The sequence below is a fragment of the Pseudoalteromonas sp. genome (assembly GCF_018402495.1).
Classification (GTDB): domain Bacteria; phylum Pseudomonadota; class Gammaproteobacteria; order Enterobacterales; family Alteromonadaceae; genus Pseudoalteromonas.
Window position 1 is genome coordinate 531,746 of record NZ_JAGYIU010000002.1, and the last position, 19,039, is coordinate 550,784.

At 40.1% G+C, this 19,039-nt stretch carries 15 protein-coding genes; 10 read left to right on the plus strand and 5 right to left on the minus strand.

The features are described 5' to 3' along the window. The first annotated feature begins 11 nt into the window (after nucleotides 1–11). The 8 genes from KG708_RS08000 (at nucleotide 12) to KG708_RS17820 (ending at nucleotide 8,144) form a co-directional block, all read left to right on the plus strand. A complete protein-coding gene (locus tag KG708_RS08000) occupies nucleotides 12–845 on the plus strand; it encodes a mechanosensitive ion channel family protein (protein WP_213608880.1) in 834 nt (277 codons plus the stop codon). Between the two features lie 76 nt (nucleotides 846–921). Next, a complete protein-coding gene (locus KG708_RS08005) occupies nucleotides 922–4,176 on the plus strand; it encodes a winged helix-turn-helix domain-containing protein (RefSeq protein ID WP_213608881.1) in 3,255 nt (1,084 codons plus the stop codon). 22 nt (nucleotides 4,177–4,198) lie between these two features. After that, the gene (locus KG708_RS08010; protein WP_138570019.1) at nucleotides 4,199–4,582 is read left to right on the plus strand and encodes a DP-EP family protein; all 384 of its coding nucleotides are present in this window, start codon (nucleotides 4,199–4,201) and stop codon (nucleotides 4,580–4,582) included. A gap of 233 nt (nucleotides 4,583–4,815) precedes the next feature. Next, nucleotides 4,816–5,187, plus strand: a complete 372-nt coding sequence (locus tag KG708_RS17550) for a hypothetical protein (RefSeq protein WP_301003333.1) — start codon at nucleotides 4,816–4,818, stop codon at nucleotides 5,185–5,187. Further along, nucleotides 5,154–5,735: a S8 family serine peptidase gene (locus KG708_RS17555; protein ID WP_366513596.1), complete on the plus strand. Its 582-nt coding sequence runs from the start codon at nucleotides 5,154–5,156 to the stop codon at nucleotides 5,733–5,735. The genes KG708_RS17550 and KG708_RS17555 overlap by 34 nt, the downstream gene beginning before the upstream one ends. A 26-nt stretch (nucleotides 5,736–5,761) precedes the next feature. Then, on the plus strand, nucleotides 5,762–6,517 hold the full coding sequence (locus tag KG708_RS17560; RefSeq protein ID WP_301003334.1) for a proprotein convertase P-domain-containing protein: 756 nt from the start codon (nucleotides 5,762–5,764) through the stop codon (nucleotides 6,515–6,517). A 13-nt stretch (nucleotides 6,518–6,530) separates the two neighbouring features. Further along, on the plus strand, nucleotides 6,531–6,971 hold the full coding sequence (locus tag KG708_RS08020; protein ID WP_213608882.1) for a hypothetical protein: 441 nt from the start codon (nucleotides 6,531–6,533) through the stop codon (nucleotides 6,969–6,971). A 177-nt stretch (nucleotides 6,972–7,148) separates the two neighbouring features. Further along, nucleotides 7,149–8,144: a diguanylate cyclase gene (locus KG708_RS17820; protein ID WP_213608883.1), complete on the plus strand. Its 996-nt coding sequence runs from the start codon at nucleotides 7,149–7,151 to the stop codon at nucleotides 8,142–8,144. Between the two features lie 80 nt (nucleotides 8,145–8,224). Here the strand turns inward: KG708_RS17820 and KG708_RS08030 are convergent, their stop codons facing one another. Both KG708_RS08030 and KG708_RS08035 read right to left on the minus strand, forming a co-directional pair. Beyond that, a complete protein-coding gene (locus KG708_RS08030; protein ID WP_213608884.1) occupies nucleotides 8,225–9,577 on the minus strand; it encodes a magnesium transporter in 1,353 nt (450 codons plus the stop codon). A gap of 300 nt (nucleotides 9,578–9,877) precedes the next feature. Next, the gene (locus tag KG708_RS08035) at nucleotides 9,878–11,545 is read right to left on the minus strand and encodes a methyl-accepting chemotaxis protein (RefSeq protein ID WP_213608885.1); all 1,668 of its coding nucleotides are present in this window, start codon (nucleotides 11,543–11,545) and stop codon (nucleotides 9,878–9,880) included. Nucleotides 11,546–11,948: 403 nt separating this feature from the next. Here KG708_RS08035 and purU point away from each other — a divergent pair, with 403 nt between their 5' ends. After that, the gene (gene purU, locus KG708_RS08040) at nucleotides 11,949–12,779 is read left to right on the plus strand and encodes a formyltetrahydrofolate deformylase (RefSeq protein WP_213608886.1); all 831 of its coding nucleotides are present in this window, start codon (nucleotides 11,949–11,951) and stop codon (nucleotides 12,777–12,779) included. Between the two features lie 68 nt (nucleotides 12,780–12,847). On the opposite strand, the gene KG708_RS08045 is transcribed toward purU, so the two are convergent. The 3 genes from KG708_RS08045 to acs form a co-directional block, all read right to left on the minus strand. Next, the gene (locus KG708_RS08045; RefSeq protein WP_213608887.1) at nucleotides 12,848–14,455 is read right to left on the minus strand and encodes an AbgT family transporter; all 1,608 of its coding nucleotides are present in this window, start codon (nucleotides 14,453–14,455) and stop codon (nucleotides 12,848–12,850) included. A gap of 265 nt (nucleotides 14,456–14,720) precedes the next feature. After that, the gene (locus KG708_RS08050) at nucleotides 14,721–15,374 is read right to left on the minus strand and encodes a response regulator transcription factor (RefSeq protein WP_213608888.1); all 654 of its coding nucleotides are present in this window, start codon (nucleotides 15,372–15,374) and stop codon (nucleotides 14,721–14,723) included. A gap of 93 nt (nucleotides 15,375–15,467) precedes the next feature. Then, nucleotides 15,468–17,408 (minus strand): acetate--CoA ligase, encoded by a 1,941-nt coding sequence (gene acs / locus KG708_RS08055; RefSeq protein WP_213608889.1) that lies wholly within the window; start codon nucleotides 17,406–17,408, stop codon nucleotides 15,468–15,470. Nucleotides 17,409–17,819: 411 nt separating this feature from the next. On the opposite strand from acs, the gene KG708_RS08060 reads away from it, so the two are divergent. Further along, nucleotides 17,820–18,980 carry a DcaP family trimeric outer membrane transporter gene (locus tag KG708_RS08060; protein WP_213608890.1) on the plus strand — a complete coding sequence of 387 codons (1,161 nt, stop codon included), beginning with the start codon at nucleotides 17,820–17,822 and terminating at the stop codon, nucleotides 18,978–18,980. The last annotated feature ends 59 nt before the right edge of the window (nucleotides 18,981–19,039 follow it).

The window sequence follows — 19,039 nt, forward strand, 5'->3', positions numbered from 1 at the left end:
TAGAGCCCAGCATGATCAGTTCCGAAATTCAGCAATTTGAAAAGTACTACGCCCTACTTACCGAGTATTTAGTTACCTACAGTATGCAAATAGTGGGCGCTATTTTTATTCTACTCGTTGGTCTGTGGGTCGCTAAAAAGCTCGCCGAAGTTGTCGCAAACTTAATGACCCGCCACAACATTGATATCACCCTGACTAATTTTGTCAGTAATGTTGTAAAAGTATTGCTGATCATTATGGTGATCATTATTGCGTTGGGTAAAATTGGCATTAGTGTGACCCCGTTTGTAGCTGCAATAGGTGCCGCCTCATTGGGCGCAGGCTTAGCGTTACAAGGCATGCTTTCTAACTATGGTGCGGGTCTTGCTATTATTGCTACACGGCCATTTGTAGTTGGCGATACCATAGAAGTAAAAGGCGTTAGTGGCCAAGTAAAAGTAATTGAGCTGGGGCACACCGTATTAATTAATGAAGAAAAAGTAGAAATAACTATTCCTAACAAACATATTGTTGGCGAAATTATACATAACTCATTTAATTATTCACTGGTAAAAGGTGAAATAGACATAGCCTACAGTGCCTGTAGTGATACTGCGATAAACCTTATTGAAAACGTATTAGTCAATCACGAACTCGTTGCTAAACAACCCAATGCACAAATTGGCATAGAACGTTTTGCCGATAGCGGCGTCACCATTAGTTATCGTTATTGGGTGCCCACCACTAAAATCATTGAAACTAAGCTCGCTATAAATGGCGGTGTGTATAAAGCGATTAACGATGCCAATATTGAAATTCCGTTTCCACAACGCATTGTTACACTTAGTAACAGCGACCTAAAATAAATAAAAACCTTAATATGATTTTAAATCATATTAAATTAATTAAGCGTGCTTACAAATAAAATAATAACGAGTCCTTATGCATCAATCACCTTTTTATCTAGGCGACTGGCAGGTAACACCTGCCAGAAATTGTATACAATGTGCTGAAAAAGTAACGCAATTAGAACCTAAAGTAATGGATGTATTATTATATCTTTGCTTACAAAAAGGCGAAATTGTCACCAGCGACGAATTGCTCAATCAGTGCTGGCAAAACATTGAAGTAGGCGATAACCCACTGCATAAAACCATCACACAACTGCGAAAAGCACTGGGTGATAAGGCAAGCTCCCCGCAATACATAGAAACCATTCGTAAACGCGGCTACCGTATTATTGCAAAACTTGAGTTTCCATTTGCAGAAGATACATCAAGCCCTGTAAACACGTGGCAAGGCGGTTCTCCTTTTTTAGGCTTAAGTGCGTATAACCCAACCGATGCCCATTTATTTTTTGGTCGTAACCAAGCCATCACCACCTTACTCGAAAACGTATCAAACCAAGTAAAATCTGGCCGTGCTTTTTGCTTAATACTTGGCCCAAGTGGTACGGGTAAATCGTCGTTAGTCAATGCGGGTATTTTACCAAAGCTACTTGATGAGCGCGGTTATGATGGTATTGGCGTTGTTTCATACACTCAGCTCGACTTTGCAGATGTTCATCAAACTAGGCTGTATTTAGATTTAGCCTCTGCCATGCTTGATTGGGATATAAACCAACAGCCCGTATTTGAAGGATTAAGCTCACAAACACTGGCGCAGCAATTAGAGCACACAATTGACGAAGTGATAAACACGTTACAAACTGCAATCAGTAAGGCAAATACAAAGCTAAACACACCGCAGTTTTTTTTGTTTATAGACCGCTTAGAGGTGCTGCTTGCATCACCACTATTTAGTCCCAACACCCGAAGTCATTTTTTATCGATTATCGAACGTTTAGCCACCTCTAAAGCGGTGATCGTATTTAGTGCGTGTCGTAACGACTTTTACCCTTTAGTGGTAGAGCAACCCAGCCTTATGGCCGCAAAAGTGAATGGCGCCCATTATGATTTAACCCCGCCCAACCGCCAGGAACTTCAACAAATTATTCGCTTGCCGGCATTAACCGCTAATTTAACGTTCTCACACGACCCGCAAACCAAAACTCCGCTGGATGAAATACTGTGTGCCGATACCGCCAACAACCCTGATGCCCTGCCCATGTTGCAATACACACTGCAAGAGCTGTATTTACAGCGCAGTGAAAATAATGAGTTATTGCACAGCGTGTATGAAAAACTCGGCGGTATTGAAGGCGCCATTGGTAAAAAGGCAGAAGATGTTTTTATTGGGCTGAGCGCAAAACAACAACAGCAACTAAAAAGCGTATTATCGCAGTTAGTGACGCTAAACCCAGATGGTAAAACCATTACTAGCCGTGCGGCCCGCTTACAAGCATTAACCAACACCAGCCAAAAAGAGCTTGTACAAGCCATGGTCGACAGTCGCTTATTTGTATCGCACTTACAAAACCAAGAAGCCTGCTTTAGCCTTGCCCACGAGGCATTATTACGCCAATGGCCACGTGCCAAACAGTGGATAAACGATCATAAAGATGCCCTTGCTATTAAAAGCCGTTTGCACCACCACACGCAACAGTGGCTTAATGAGCACAAAAGTAACGCCTACCTGTTAGCGCCGGGTAAACCGCTGCAAGAAGCGCTCACCTTATTAAACGACAATATATTCAAACTAGACGATGACGAACGCGCCCTTATAAATAGCTCCCTCAAAAATAGTAAAACAAAAAAAATAATAAAACGCGGCACGATTGCACTGCTTTGCTTACTTACCTGTGTTGCCCTATTCATGAGCTTTACTAGTTTTCAAGCGCAGCAACTTGCACAGCAAAAGCGCCAAGAAGCCGAAAGCCTACTTGGCTTTATGGTCGGTGACTTTGCCGATAAACTGCGCAGCGTTAAGCGTATGGATTTGCTCGATGGTATTAGCAATAAAGCACTGGAGTACTTTACTGAACAAGCTGAGGAGCCAAACTCGCTATTTAACTTTAGCAGTCAACAAGCCAAGTTTAAAAGTCGCTTTCAGTACGCGCAAACCCTAGAGGCGATGGGCGAAGTGGCTTATTCGCGCGGTAAAACCATTGAGGCTAAAACCGCCTTTGAAAACGCCCGCACGCGTCTTGAGGCACTTTTAAAAATACAACCAAATAATTTAGAGCTATTAACGCTTGCCGGTGCGAATGCCTTTTGGCTCGGTCAGCTTCATTATGATAAAAGCGATTACGCCGCCACTGAGCCATTATTTAAAAAGTACCATTCATATAGCGAAACCATGTATTCGTTAGCACCGAATGATTTTAACTCGATTATGGAGCTATCGTATTCGCATAATTCGCTGGGATCTTTGTATTTAAAGCAATTTAACTACACTGGCGCGAAACAACGCTTTACAGAGTCGCTCGCCCTTAAAAATAAAGCCCTTGAGCTAAAACCCAATAACAAAAACTTATTGCGCGATAAAGCCGATACCATCAGTTGGCTGGCAAAAACAGAAGAAAGACTAGGTAACTTTAATGCAGCAGTCGATATGCTAGAAAGTGCCGTTGCCGTAGTAGAAAAAATGATTGTTTACTCACCCAATGACGCAAGCCTGTTTTACATGTCTGCAAACATACATATGCAGCAAAGTTACATTCTAAGTTATTTACCTAACAAGCAACCAGCTTATAAAAAAGCGGAGAAAGCTACTCTTACAATTAATAATGCACGATTACAAGACATTAAGAATGAAGAATTTCAACGTGCTTATTATCGATTCCTATCTCACCAGCTAGTTCTTTCAGACGACAAGCGTATTGATAAGTATGTTTTTGAAATAATTAAGTTCCAGAAAAATCAAAAACTTAAAGATAACCTATCTGTTAATACACAATTAACTCTTATACAATACTTTATTGATAGAAAGTTACCGCTAAAAGCACATGAATTATTAACTACACTTGAGAATGATATAAACTACCAACAATATATTGCTGATCAAATTAAAATTGGCGATAGCATAGTACTTATAAGAGTAAACTTACTTAAAGCACTATTAGCAACAACCAAAGAAAAGCGAGACCGCTTTTGCTTAAATATGCTTCAAGCCATTGCTAAAACAGCAGAAACAAATCAAAGCCTTCTCATAACTTACCCAAAGATGCAGGCATACACTTGCTTAAATCGAGCAAACGAGATACCCCATATAAAAGCACGCCTAGTTAAGCTGGGCATTAACAACTTTCAACTATAACCATGAATAAAAAGGAAATAATATGAATAACACTCAAGCGCAAATTCACTTTACAGTTAACATTGTACTAGGCAGTGATAACGAAGCTAACTTTACATACTCTATAGATGGCAAAAATGTGACTGGCGGCGGAGTTGTAAGAACCGAAACCGCAGGTATTTATAGTTTAGATGAAGCCACAATTCAAAATGAATTTTTATTTACTGGCGCCACTATCACCGATGTTAATAAAGAAACACCTTGCGCCCAAGATTTCAGCTATGAAGTAAGTGATAACGGCCACACAATTACCATTATCGACACCGATAAAAACCCAGGTACTGCCTGTTTGGTATTTAATGTTGAGTGCAATGGTAATCCTTATACAAGTACCGACCCTCAAGTTATAAATAAAGAAGAACATTAATTAACAACAATTAATTTCTAAATTGCACAGGGCTGATTTACTCCTGTGCAATTTTTATAAGCCAAACATCTTAACGCTAACACATACCAAGCAGCATTATTAATAACCATCCTTTATTACTAATCTATAATAAAAACCTCAATTTTCAATTGCTTAATAATTTAATATACGAAACAATCTAATAACAACTTGATTTATATATCAAAAACATAAAAATAAGGATTGTATTATTTATGTATATTAAAAAAACCCTGCTAAGTTGCTGCCTACTTGGTGCATTTAGCAGCCTCGCTGCGGATCACTTAACCAATAGCGACCCTCTTACACCTTACCAATGGCATTTAAATAACATCGGCTACAATGGTCTTACTACAAACACGGTTGCTGGCGAAGATTTAAATTTACTGAATACCGATATGCAAGGTATTAAAGGGGATGGCGTTACCGTTACCGTAATAGACAGCGGCATAGAACTAACTCACCCTGATTTAGTTAATAATGTCATTACAGGCTCACTTAATTTGTTAACCGGCACTGCAACGGTCGTGGTGTTGCACCTAATGCACACCTTATTGGGTTTAATTACCTTGATGCGCAAACAATAAGTAACTGGCTACAATCGCATGGTATGCCATTAACGGGCTCTGCAAACTCTCGCGTTTACAATCAAAGCTACAGCAGTAAACCAGCATTATTTAAAAACGTTGATGCAGAAGAGCATACTCTTAGCCTGCAATTAAAAGAGCGCGTAATGCAGCAAGTAAGCTTAAACAGTAACAACGGCTTAGGTGCATTATTTGTAAAGTCAGCGGGTAACGCATTTTACCAATACACTACTTTTTTTGGCGGTACGCCATTTCAAGTATTTCCGTATGAGCAGCAACAACCATTTAATAACGCGGGCTTGCCATTTCATAACGCTAATTTAAGTACCGATAACGCCAGTTTTTGGAATATGCTGGTGTCGGCCTACAACGCAAACGGTAAATTAGCATCGTATTCTTCTGTTGGCGCTAATGTATTTTTAACCGCACCCGGTGGTGAAAACGCTCAAAGCCAAGCAGGTATTGTTACCACAGATATGAGTGGCTGCGCTGCCGGTTTTAATACCATTAACAGCACAATAGATATCCCCTACAAAACACCGGGTTAGATAGCCACTGCGATGCCACCGCTGCCATGTATGGCACTTCTGCAGCAGCTGCCAATACATCGGGCGCAATAGCGCTTGTTATGTCGGCTAATCCGCAACTTGATGCCAGAACCATTAAACATATCCTCGCCACTACAGCACGTAAACTCGATGGTAACAATGCCGGTGTTGATATTAATTTTACAGATGCAAATGGTGATGCAGTCAGCTACAACGCCATTCCTGGTTGGCAACAAAATGCGGCAGGATACAACGTTCATCCCTTTTATGGCTTAGGCGCAATTGATGTTGACGCTGCTGTTGCAATGGCTCAACAAACTACTGCGTTATTACCCACATTACAGGTATCTGATTGGCATACCGCTAACACAGAACTAACAATACCTGATGCTAACGTAAATGGTGTACAAAATACGCTAGCAATCACTGATAATCTAACCATTGAAGCTGTACAGTTAAAGCTATCGATTGATCATACTCGTATGCGTGACCTTGCCATTGAGCTTATTTCTCCATCAGGTACTCGCAGTGTCCTATTAAGCCCACGCACAGGGTTAATAAACGCGGCCGATACCCCAGTGCAAAACGCACTATTATTAAGCCAACATTTTTATGGTGAATCGGCAGCCGGACAGTGGAAAATTCGCTTAATTGATACCGACAATGGCACTAGCCAAACCTTACTTTACAGTGAGCAAACGGGCTTACTCAGCATGAACGAAACCAATAATAGTGTAGATGGCACGCTGCTATCTTGGTCCCTGCGTTTTTACGGCCACTAATAAAGGAATTTTTATGAAAACGAATATTTTTATTACAGTACTTACCCTTGCCGTGAGCATAACCTCACTGGCACACGCACACGGTTCAACTGCAGGTATAACACCCGGCGCTTCGATACTCGCCAGCTTAGCCAATCAACCCAACAACGCAAATAGCTTACAGCTTGGCGATATTATTACTGATAGCCAAAGCGGTACTGGGCTGCAATTCACTGGCGAAGTGTTACTACAATTAACGACAGATGCCGACTTTACCAACCTGGCAACACGTTATGACTTGCAGCTAAAACACCGCGTAGGCGATATTGTTGTTGTAACAACTGCCGCTGATAATCTTCAGCAACGAGTGCAACAGTTAGCGCAAGAGCCAACAGTAAAACAAGCAAGGTTTGACCTGCGTGAGTTAGGCTTAAGCGCCGACCCGCAGGTTGAAAATAACAAAAGACCTAACTAAAACAGACTAATAACACCTGAATACTTTGCACAGGTTAACTAAAAACCTGTGCAAATTTAAAATATAAACAATAAAAATCAATACCTTAAAAACAGAAGATTACCGAAAGGTTTAATTGCACTTTTTTATGTAAATTTGTAGACATCAAAAACGTCTGTACCATGCTAAGGCTAAAACGTGTCTAAACAAATTAATAAAAAAGAGACTGCAGCGGTTAAAAACGATAAAGCACTCCCCTTCGATTGCGCTTTATCATCCCCTTTTTCTCATACCCAATTTGGCGCTTTAATTGAATTATTTAACGGCACCGCCGAAGGCATTTTTGTACTTAATGAGCATGGTGGTTTTGAGTTTGCAAACCCAAAAGCAGCACAGCTATTAGGTTACTCTCAGCAATCTCTAATAGGCGAAAACTTACTGTCGTTTCTACACGGTGCCGATCTTGATAAATATAAACAGACCTTATTAAATTGGATAGGCATTAAAGATACTCCCCTTAGCTTTGGCCCAAATGAAATAAAAATAAATAAAGCGAATGGTGATGTTATTGAAGCAGACTTATCAATATCAAGCATGCCAAAAAGTATTGCATCGGCGCAAAAATTATACGTTTGCATACTTCATGATCTCAGTACGCATAAAGCAATGTATAACCGTTTAAAAATACAAGCTTCGACCGATCACTTAACTGGGCTCGCTAATCGTTTAGCTTTAGATGAGTCACTAAAAAAATACTGGCAAGAAAGTATTCAAAGCCAACAACCTCTCACCAGCATATTGATTGATGTTGACCACTTTAAAAAATTCAACGACACCTATGGGCATATTAAAGGTGATAAATGCTTACAAAAAATTGCAAAAATGCTTTTGCATTGTATTCCGTCAAGAGAGTGTTTGGCAGCTAGATATGGCGGTGAGGAGTTTGCTATTATTTTACCGCGTTGCGATATAAAAAGTGCAACCATTGTTGCCAAGCATGTACAACAACAAATTAATGCGATGACATTTACAGATATAGGCCTACCACCAGAGGTTAAAGTTAGTGTGAGCCAAGGAATTGCTTGTGAGCATAATAGTCAGTACCGCACCTACGAGGCGCTGTTGTACGCCGCAGACACGGCTTTGTACCGCGCAAAAACCGAAGGTAGAAATAAAATAAGTACTGTTGTTTAAAGCATTCTAACGGGCTTGTAATGCTATTATTTTATATATTGCTAAACGCCACTTCGTGGAACGGGCGTTTAGCTTAAAAACTAGAGTAATAACAAACTACCTAATCCTAAAAAGGTCACAAAGCCGACAATATCAGTGACTGTGGTTAAAATTACTGAACCCGACAACGCAGGATCAATTTTCATTTTATCTAAAATAGAGGGGATCACTACGCCCGCCAACGACGCGGCCACTAAGTTAAGTAATATTGCCACAGTAATAGTTATACTAAGCATAATATCGTTAAACCATACAAAGGTTAGCAAACCAATCACTAATGCCCACACCAAGCCATTAACCGCCCCCACACGCAGCTCTTTTTTGAGCAGCGCTTTACGGTTTGAGTCGGTAACCTGACCAAGTGCAAGGCCACGTACAATAACGGTTAAGGTTTGGCTACCGGCAATACCGCCCATTGAAGCAACAATGGGCATTAATACTGCCAAAGCAACTACTTGCTCTATGGTTGCGCCAAACAAACCGATAAACCACGAGGCTAAGAATGCCGTTGCTAAGTTTATACCCAACCAAATACCACGGTTTTTAGCACTTTTTCGAACACTGGCAAATAGGTCTTCGTCTTCTCGTAAACCACCAGCCTTTGCTGTGGCTTCGTCAGCGATTTCTTGACGTAATTCATAAGCTGATGCAATGGTTAAACGCCCTATTAATTTGTTATCGGCATTCACCACGGGCATGGCCATTTTCTCGCTATGAATAACCACTTCAGCGGCTTCATATAAATCATGGTCTGCGTGCAATAAGGTAAAGTCATGATTAGCTAACGTTATTAAACTCTCGTTATCATGCGCTTTTATCAGATCATTAACCGCAACTTCACCGATTAAGCTACCTTTACGGCTCACTAAATAAATAACTTCGCTGTATTGCGGTAAGCCTTTATGTAGCAGCTTTTTAGCGCCACCCGCAGTGAGTTTGTCTGACACCTTTAAAAAATCAAACCCAATCCAGTGACCTAATTGCTCTGGCGTATATTGCTGAGCCAATTCGTATTGCTTAGTTTGTGCTTCATCGAGTTGTTTTTTAGCGTAATCAACAAAACGTTGTGGAATAACTTCTTCTAATTCAAGTAGCTCTTCAACATTTACTTCGTCTAATAATTTAAATCCGGCACTGTCATCTAGTGTTTGTAGTAACCATAAACAGCTATCTTCACTTAAATTAACAAAAATTTCGTGCTGCGTGTCTTCATCTAATAAATGCCAAATTTCAAGACGCTGCTCTTTAGGGATCGCCTCAAACAATAAAGATAAGTGCTCAGTTGATAAGGTTTGCTGAGCATCAATAAGTAATTTATTTTTACGCTCAGTGGTATCACACTGCAATAAGTCGTTTATGAGTTGTGGTAACTGATCAACCGGATACTCTATCATTTAAAAACCCTAAAATAGTCGTTTCACTATAAATTTACTGTAATAAGTAAGTACTTATTAATGAGATTAGCTTGGGTCTGTTTATCATTCGAGGTTGAACACGCTTAAATCCAAAAAAATCAACAGACTCTTATAGTGTACATTAGTCGCTAATAAAAATATTAAAAAATCGCTGTGCTGTTAAATATTTATGGTTGTAGCACGCTATAAACTATCGCGCTTTAACTAAAAATAAAGCAAAAAAAAAGCCGTAACTAAATAAGTCACGGCTTCCTAAAGCAATTAATAGCTAAGTGCTATTTAAATTTTAAACTGACCAACTAAATCACCTAAGTTTTGACCTCGTCCCGCTAAGTGTTGACTTACCGAAGAGGTCGTTTTACTCGATTGCGTTAATTCGTTCACAATTTCTTGAATTGCATACACGTTACGGTTTATCTCTTCTGTAACGCTACTTTGCTCAGTAGCCGCGGTGGCAATTTGTGTGCTCATATCGTTAATTGCTGTCACCGATGTAGTAACCGCACCTAAGCTTTCAGATATAGCGCGTGAAGACTCTACAGAGCGATTACAGCTTTGTTGACTCGCTTGCATGGCACCTACAGCCGCAGTGACTAAGTTATGTAATTCGCTAAGCATTTCATTAATTTCTAATGTGCTATCTTGAGTGCGGCTTGCTAAGCTTCTTACTTCATCAGCTACAACGGCAAAACCACGACCTTGCTCACCCGCTCGTGCAGCCTCAATAGCGGCGTTTAATGCCAGTAAGTTAGTTTGTTCAGCAATACCCCCAATGACACTCAACACGCTATTAATCTTTTTAGACTGTTCACTTAACGAGTTTACTTGCTCAGCGGCTTGGTTAATTTCGCCCATTAAATTTGACACTTCACTGAGTGATACATCTACACAATCTTGCGCATTAGCCACTTCTTTTGTTGCTGCCTGCGTTGATACCGCAACTTGTGTAGTGTTTTGTGCCACTTCATGCGAGGTTGCTGACATTTCAGTAATAGCGGTGACTACTAATTCAGTTTCATGGTTATGTTTTAATAATTTATCTTCAATTAATAGGGTTTGCGTATTGATATCTGATGAGGCCGTTTTAACATCGCTCGTCACATCGACCACGCCGGAAATAATACTATGCAGCTTACTAACAAACAGATTAAACGATTCACCCAATTGACCAATTTCATCGTGCGTATCAATTTCTAAGCGCCTAGTGAGATCCCCCTCACCTTTGGCTATGTCATCTAAACTTTGTACCATTCTATGTATTGGCTTAACCATATTATTAGCCGCATACAAAGCAGTAACGGTCGCCAGAACTAATAACAGTAATGATAACAACGTTAATGTAGTCATTTTTTCACTTAAATGCTCAGCCATTGTTTGCTGATACTCTTCAAGCTCTATCTCAATGTCATCCATATAGGTACCAGTACCAATCATCCAATTAGTGCCAGGGATCATGGCGGCATACCCTATTTTTTCAACCAAGCCAGTTGTGTTAGGTTTTTTAAAATCATAAATAAAAGAACCGCCGCCTTTTTGGGCTTGCTCAAGTAAGCCAACGATTATTTTTTTACCATTAGGGTCGGTCATGTCTATTTTATTTTGCCCTTCAATCGCATCCCCTAATAAAGCGTGAAATATACTCACGCCATCGGTGTCATAAATAAAATAATAACCATCTTCGCCAAAGGTTACGTCTCGCAGCGCATTTTTTACATCTTGCTCATTACCTTGTGCTAATTGGTATTGTACTATTTGTGAGCCAATTTCAATTTCTGTTTTTAGCAATGTTTGCTTATCTGCCATTAGCTTGGTTTTGAATTCATTAAAATTTTGCTGTTGGTTTTGCATCTCTAAATAATATGAGCTTGCCATAAAGCTAATCAGTAAAACGAATAATGGTAAAACAGCCAGTAGCAATAGTTTATTTTTTAAGCTTAAGTTTCCCATTATTTCTCCAATTAACATTACAAGCCATCAAGCTCTTTTTATTTTGTAGCCCGTTAGCTAAAAAATTTCATTGTTTGCATTACTATACAACGCATACCTGTATACAAATTAAGCACAAACGAGATCGTTTAGCAATTTAATACACTCTTGCAATAGTAAAACACACTAAAAAACACTTTATAACTAGACGATAGTATATAAGCAGTAATAAAGAACCAAAACCAATTTAGCCTTTCACATAGCCAGTACACAGCTTGTTAAACTTACTTAAAGCTAAATTAACCTAGCTAACGCTATTTTAGCGTTAATACAAATTAAACATTGTGCATCACACAAAGGCCTTGCTTTCTGAGCTAAAACGCAAATAATGAAGCATCAAATTACTTGGGTAAGAATGAGGAAAATGAGTTACATACTAACCACCCAATGCGCAGACGATATAGGTTTAATCGCCAAAATTACCGGACTGTGTCACCGACATAACTTAAATATTATTCGCAATAACGAGTTTGTAGATAAAGATGCGCAGCGCTTTTTTATGCGCACAGAACTCACAGGCGAGCCCCATCCTGAATTGTTAGCACAACTTCGTGAAGTATTACCCGCGGGCGCAAAAGTGGCGCTTCACGGTAAAGAAAAAACCAAAGTCGTACTATTAGCCACAAAAGAAGCTCACTGTTTAGGCGGTATGTTATTAAAGCAATTTGAGCAAGCCCTAAATATTGAAATACTCGCCGTGATTGCCAATTACCCTACCTTAGCGCCGTTAGTAAAAGGGTTTGATATTCCTTTTCATGTTGTTTCTCATGAAGGGCTCACACGCAGTGAGCACGACGAAAAAGTGGGTGACTTAATTGCCACCTATAACCCTGACATTATAGGATTAGCGAAATACATGCGTATTTTAAGCCCTGAGTTTGTTGGTCGATTTGAGGGTAAAATCATCAATATTCATCACTCATTTTTACCGGCTTTTATTGGTGCTAAACCGTATCATCAGGCGTTTGAGCGCGGTGTAAAAATTATTGGTGCCACGGCTCACTTTGTAAATAATGAGCTAGATGAAGGCCCTATTATTTTACAAGACGTGACCAGTGTAACCCATGCTAATACGGCTGAAATGATGGCTAAAATGGGTAAAGACGTGGAAAAAACAGTGTTTTGTAAAGCATTGCAACTAGCATCAGAACATAAGCTATTTATTAATGGCAATAAAACCGTGGTGTTTTCATAATTAGCTTTACATAGTAATTAAAAATGCCAGCTAATAAGCTGGCATTTTTATAAGTAAATAGTAAACAATTACGGTGTGTAATACGTTGGTGACCCAGGACCTACTGGCATACCTAAAACAAAGACCCATAAGTAAAACAGCACCACCCAGCCAACAAAAAAGATTAAACTGTATGGCAACATAGTCGCTACCAAGGTGCCTATTCCCATGTCTTTTTTGTATTTAGTAGCAACCGCGAGGATTAAACCAAAGTAACTCATCATCGGCGTAATTAAATTAGTCACCGAGTCACCAATACGATAAGCAGCTTGAATTGTTTCTGGTGCATAACCAATTAGCATTAGCATAGGAACAAAAATAGGCGCAGTTACTGCCCACTGCGCTGACGATGAACCTAAGGTTAAGTTCACTAAAGCACACATTAAAATAAACAGCACAAACACTTCTGGGCCAGTTAGGCTAAGCGCTTGTAATAATGCAGCGCCATTAATAGCTAAAATAGTGCCTAAGTTAGTCCATTTAAAAAAGGCCACAAACTGCGCAGCAAAAAATACTAAAACAATGTACATCCCCATAGAGCTCATACTTTTGCTCATGGCGTTAATCACATCTTTGTCATTTTTCATGGTGCCAACAACACGCCCATACACAAATCCAGGAATACCAAAGGTGACAAAAATAAAAACCACTATTCCTTTTAAAAATGGAGAGTTAGTCACTAAGCCCGTTTCTGGGTTGCGTAAAATGCCGTCAGCAGGTACAACCGTCCACGCGAGTAGTAATGAAACCAGTAGTAATGAGAATCCAGCCCATTTTAAGCCCGACTTTTCTTTGGCAGTTAAACCAGCAATATTATTTTGGGTTAAATCTTCACCAGCTTCATCTGGATTATATTTGCCTAAACGCGGTTCAACTATTTTTTCAGTGACGAGTGTGCCTAAAATCGCAATTAAAAATACTGACACTATCATAAAATACCAATTCGCCTCAGCGCCTACTTGGTAAGTTGGGTCAATCATTTGTGCCGCTGGTGTGGTAATACCGGCTAGTAATGGATCGATAGTACCGAGTAATAAATTAGCACTGTAACCGCCAGATACACCGGCAAACGCCGCAGCAAGACCTGCCAGCGGATGACGACCTAAACTATGAAAGATCATTGCAGCAAGTGGTATCAGCACTACATAACCCAACTCAGAAGCGGTATTAGATAAAATAGCAGCAAACACCACCATGAAGGTCACTAAACGTTTAGAAGCCCCCATCACCATGCCACGCATAGCGGCAGATAATAGCCCTGAATGCTCTGCCACACTCACACCTAATAAAGCAACCAACACGGTGCCCAGTGGCGCAAAGCTAGTAAAGTTAGTCACCAGTCCTGTTACAATACGTTGTAAGCCTTCTGCACTGAGTAAGCTTACCACTTCAATAACACCGCCAGGAGTCCGCCCAGCGGCCCCTTCAGGCCTAGGATCAATGGCGCTGAGTCCAAACCAATCGGCAATACCGCTAAATAAAATAATGGCAATACAGAACATTGCAAATAGCGTTATAGGATGGGGAAGCATATTCCCTAAAAATTCTACAGTGGCTAAAAAACGATTAAACCAGCCATTATTAGCGGCTTTATTTTCCCCTTGGGATATGTTTGGTGAGTCTTTTGAGTCTGACATACCATGCTCTCTTAATTACAAAATGCCCGTAACCTAGCATTATTTACCGAGTAGGTCATGTAATAAAGATGAATGACTTGTTATGCTGCAGTAACAGAGTGACTTAATACCATTACGTTACAAAATAGGCGCTTGCCTCATATACCAACTTTATTAAAAATATGATTATTTATTAGAACAACTACATGGGTAATTCTGCCTCAGTATTGAGCCATTTTTATCGTTATAATTTACCACTCATTTATAACAACGGGTATTATTTAAATCACTGCGCTTGCTCTATGGGTTCTAGTTGTAATTTTGCGGCAATTAAAACAGCTTGGGTACGATTATAAACACCGAGCTTTCTAAATATAGCTGTAATGTGTGCTTTAACTGTGGCTTCTGAAATATGCAGCTCATACGCTATTTGTTTATTCAGTAGGCCTTCGTGTAAATACTGTAATACGCGGTATTGTTGTGGAGTAAGTGATGCAACTTGTGCGGCTATTTCTCTATCTTCGCCTTCAATTTCAGCTACCTTATTTTTTAGTTCAGTTGGCAGCCAGGTGTCGCCTTCTAGTATTTGGTTTATTGCATTAGCAATATCATCCGATGAAGATGATTTGGGAATAAACCCCATAGCGCCATAACCCATGACTTTAGAAACAATATTGGCATCTTCGCTACCCGAAACCACCGCAATAGGTAGGCTCGGATAATCCTCACGTATACGGATTAATCCGTACAAGTCACCGTTACCTGGCATGTGTAAATCTAGTAGTAATATATCAAGATCTTCTTGTTCGCTTAACACCTGCAATGTGCTATCAAAATCGGCAGATTCAAACACTTCTAAATCTACAAATTTTGCACTCAAAGCGCCTTTTAATGCTTCGCGAAATAACGGATGATCGTCCGCTATTAAAAACTGACTCATTGTTCACTCCCAAAAAATTCGGCTGCTACCCAATAGACAACAGCCGATATACTACGTTTAGAATCAACTTGTAATCAAGCTTTTAACGCGAAATTAACGATTTAATCGATTTTCTACTAACTCATCAACGACTGATGGATCGGCGAGTGTCGATGTATCACCTAGCTGTTCGTGTTCATTTGCGGCGATTTTACGTAAAATACGACGCATAATTTTACCTGAACGAGTTTTTGGTAATCCTGGCGACCATTGAATCATATCGGGTGATGCAATGGGGCTAAGCTCTTTTCGTACCCAGTTACGGATCTCTTTTGTTAGCTCATCACTCACCGTTACCCCCTCGTTAGGAGTAATGTATACGTAAATACCTTGGCCTTTAATATCGTGCGGGTAACCTACAACTGCGGCTTCAGCCACGGCTTCATGAGCAACTAAGGCACTTTCAATTTCAGCAGTACCTAAACGGTGCCCAGATACATTAAGCACATCATCCACACGTCCTGTGATCCAGTAATCGCCATCTTCATCACGACGGCAACCGTCACCAGTAAAGTAAACACCCGGGTAAGCACTAAAATAAGTTTGCTCAAAGCGCTCGTGATCGCCATACACAGTGCGTGCTTGCGAAGGCCAGCTATCTAAAATAACTAGGTTTCCTTCAACAGCGCCCTCTAATGTATTACCCTCAGCATCAAATAACGCCGGTGCAATACCAAAAAATGGACGAGTTGCAGAGCCAGGTTTCATATCGGTTGCACCTGGAAGTGGCGCAATCATAATGCCGCCAGTTTCAGTTTGCCACCAGGTATCAACAATTGGACAATTCGATTTACCAATTTTTTCAAAGTACCAGGTCCACGCTTCGGGGTTAATTGGCTCACCTACTGAACCTAAAATACGCAGGCTATCTCGGTTTGAACTGGCAATTGGCTCATCACCTTTGGCCATAAGCGCACGAATAGCAGTAGGTGCGGTGTATAAAATGGTAACGTTATGCTTATCAACAACTTCACCCATACGCCCTGCTGTTGGGTAAGTTGGCACACCTTCGAATACGACTTGCGTACACCCATTAACAAGCGGCCCGTAAGCAATATAACTGTGACCTGTGATCCAGCCAACATCGGCACTACACCAAAAAATATCCTCGTCTTTTAAGTCAAAAATATATTCATGAGTCATTGATGAATACACTAAATAACCACCAGTGGTATGTACCACACCTTTAGGCTGACCTGTAGAACCTGAGGTGTATAAAATAAACAATGGGTCTTCAGCATTCATGCGCTCAGGCTCACACTCTGGCGCTTGATCCGCAACTAAATCATGCCACCAAATATCATGGCTATGCCAATCAACATCGCCTGACGTTAATTTATGCACAACTACATGCTCGACGGTAGTTACAGAGTCTTGTAGTACCGCTTCATCAACATTGGCTTTAAGCGGTACACAGTTACCCGCACGACGACCTTCATCTGAAGTGATCACCACTTTAGCACCCGAGTCATTAATACGATCGGCAATAGCTGATGGTGAAAAGCCACCGAATATAACAGAATGGATTGCACCTATACGAGCACAAGCTTGCATTGCATAAATAGCTTGTGGGCTCATTGGCATATAAATGGCGACTCTGTCACCTTTTTTTACACCTAACTTTTTTAAGCCATTGGCAAATTTAGCGACTTCATCATGCAATTGTTGATAAGTAATATTTTCGCTTTGTGAAGGATCATCACCTTCCCAAATAAGCGCTACTTTATCTGCTTTTGTCTTTAAATGACGATCAATACAATTATAAGATGCGTTTAGGTGGCCATCTTCATACCATTTGATACTGATGTGACCTTTATCAAATGAAGTATTTTTTACTTTAGAATAAGGAGTAAACCAGTCAAGGCGCTTACCATGCTCAGCCCAAAACCCTTCAGGGTCCTCTACAGACTGTTTATACATCGTATTATATTTTTCATTATCGACGAGCGCTGCGTTTTTAATATTCGCAGGAACTGGGTAGATACTTTGTGACATATTAGTCTCCAATTTATACTTTGGCTTTTCATCAAGGATTACTCAGCAGTGCACTATTAAATATTAGACATTAGTTGTATCTGGGTTTAAACCGCTATTATCTTATCTATAATCCCTTTAGTTACACTTGATTTACATAAAAAATACACATTACTTAAACAGAGAATATGAACAACTTATATTTATTAAACCTTAGTCTAATAGACTAATAGTTTATTGAGTAAATTGTGTACATATACAACAGTATCTAAAATATAGAAAAAGCTTTGATTAGTTACTAACACCCCGTATTCATAAAAAATTAAATTAAAACTATTTAAATTCAATTTGTTAGTACTATATGAATAACACACGTTAATACATATCATAAGAAAATAACATACAACAAGTAGCCTATAAAAGGACGCAACAATGAAACTTACCCCAATTAAAACACTGGCAGCGAGCGCTGTACTTTGTGCACTTTCTAGCACAGCCTATGGCGCAAAAATAGGTGATACAGAATTAACCTATGGTGGATATATTAAACTCGACGCAATGTGGAGTGACTACTCAGCGGGTGCGCCTGCAGGTACAAGCGTTGGCCGTGACTTTTATGTACCAAGTACATTAACCGTTGGCAGCGATAATAACTCAGATGCTGTATTTGACATGCACGCACGTGAATCTCGCTTTAACTTTGGTACGTCTACACTTTTAGATAATGGCAAAACGGTTAAAACTAAAATTGAGTTAGACTTTTTAGCTTCTGCTCCTGGCGGCAACGAGCGTGTGTCTAATTCATATTCTCCGCGTATTCGCCATGCCTTTATCTCTTACGATGGCTGGTTATTTGGTCAAACGTGGTCAAACTTTCAAAACGTCGGCGCATTACCTGAAGCACTTGACTTTATAGGTCCAGCAGAAGGCACTGTGTTTGTTCGTCAATCTCAAGTTAAATACACCACAGGTGCGTGGTCTTTCTCTTTAGAAAATCCTGAAAGCACCATCACTACAGCGGGTGGTAGCATGGCAGTGACGGATGATGCCTCATTACCTGATTTTACTGCACGTTATACACACAAAGCAGATTGGGGTAATTTTGTAGTTGCCGCACTTGCACGCCAACTTACCTACAAAAAAGACGGTTTAGATGCTGATGAAACCTCATTTGGTGTTAGTGCATCGGGTATGGTTAAGCTTGGTCAAGACAACCTTAAATTTATGCTGACCCAAGGTAAAGGTTTAGGTCGCTATGTTGGCGTTAATGTAGCCCATGGTGCGGTACTCAATGGTAATGATTTAGATGCGATTGATTCAACATCAGGATTTATTGCTTATCAACATAAATGGAACAGCCAATGGCGCTCTACCTTCCTATATTCATTTTTCTCAGCAGATAACAACACAGATTTACTTTCAATTTCAGGTGATCCAACAGAATCAAGCCAAAGCTACAGCGCAAATATTCTATATTCACCGGTTAAACGCCTAACCTTTGGTGCAGAATTAAAACATGCAGAACGTGAGCTTGAAAGCGGTGCAGATGGCGATATGGATCGCTTACAGTTCTCTGTTAAGTATGCATTTTAATTTCCTTACTAATTAACGTACTGATTTACTTTTTAAGCGGCTTCGGCCGCTTTTTTTAT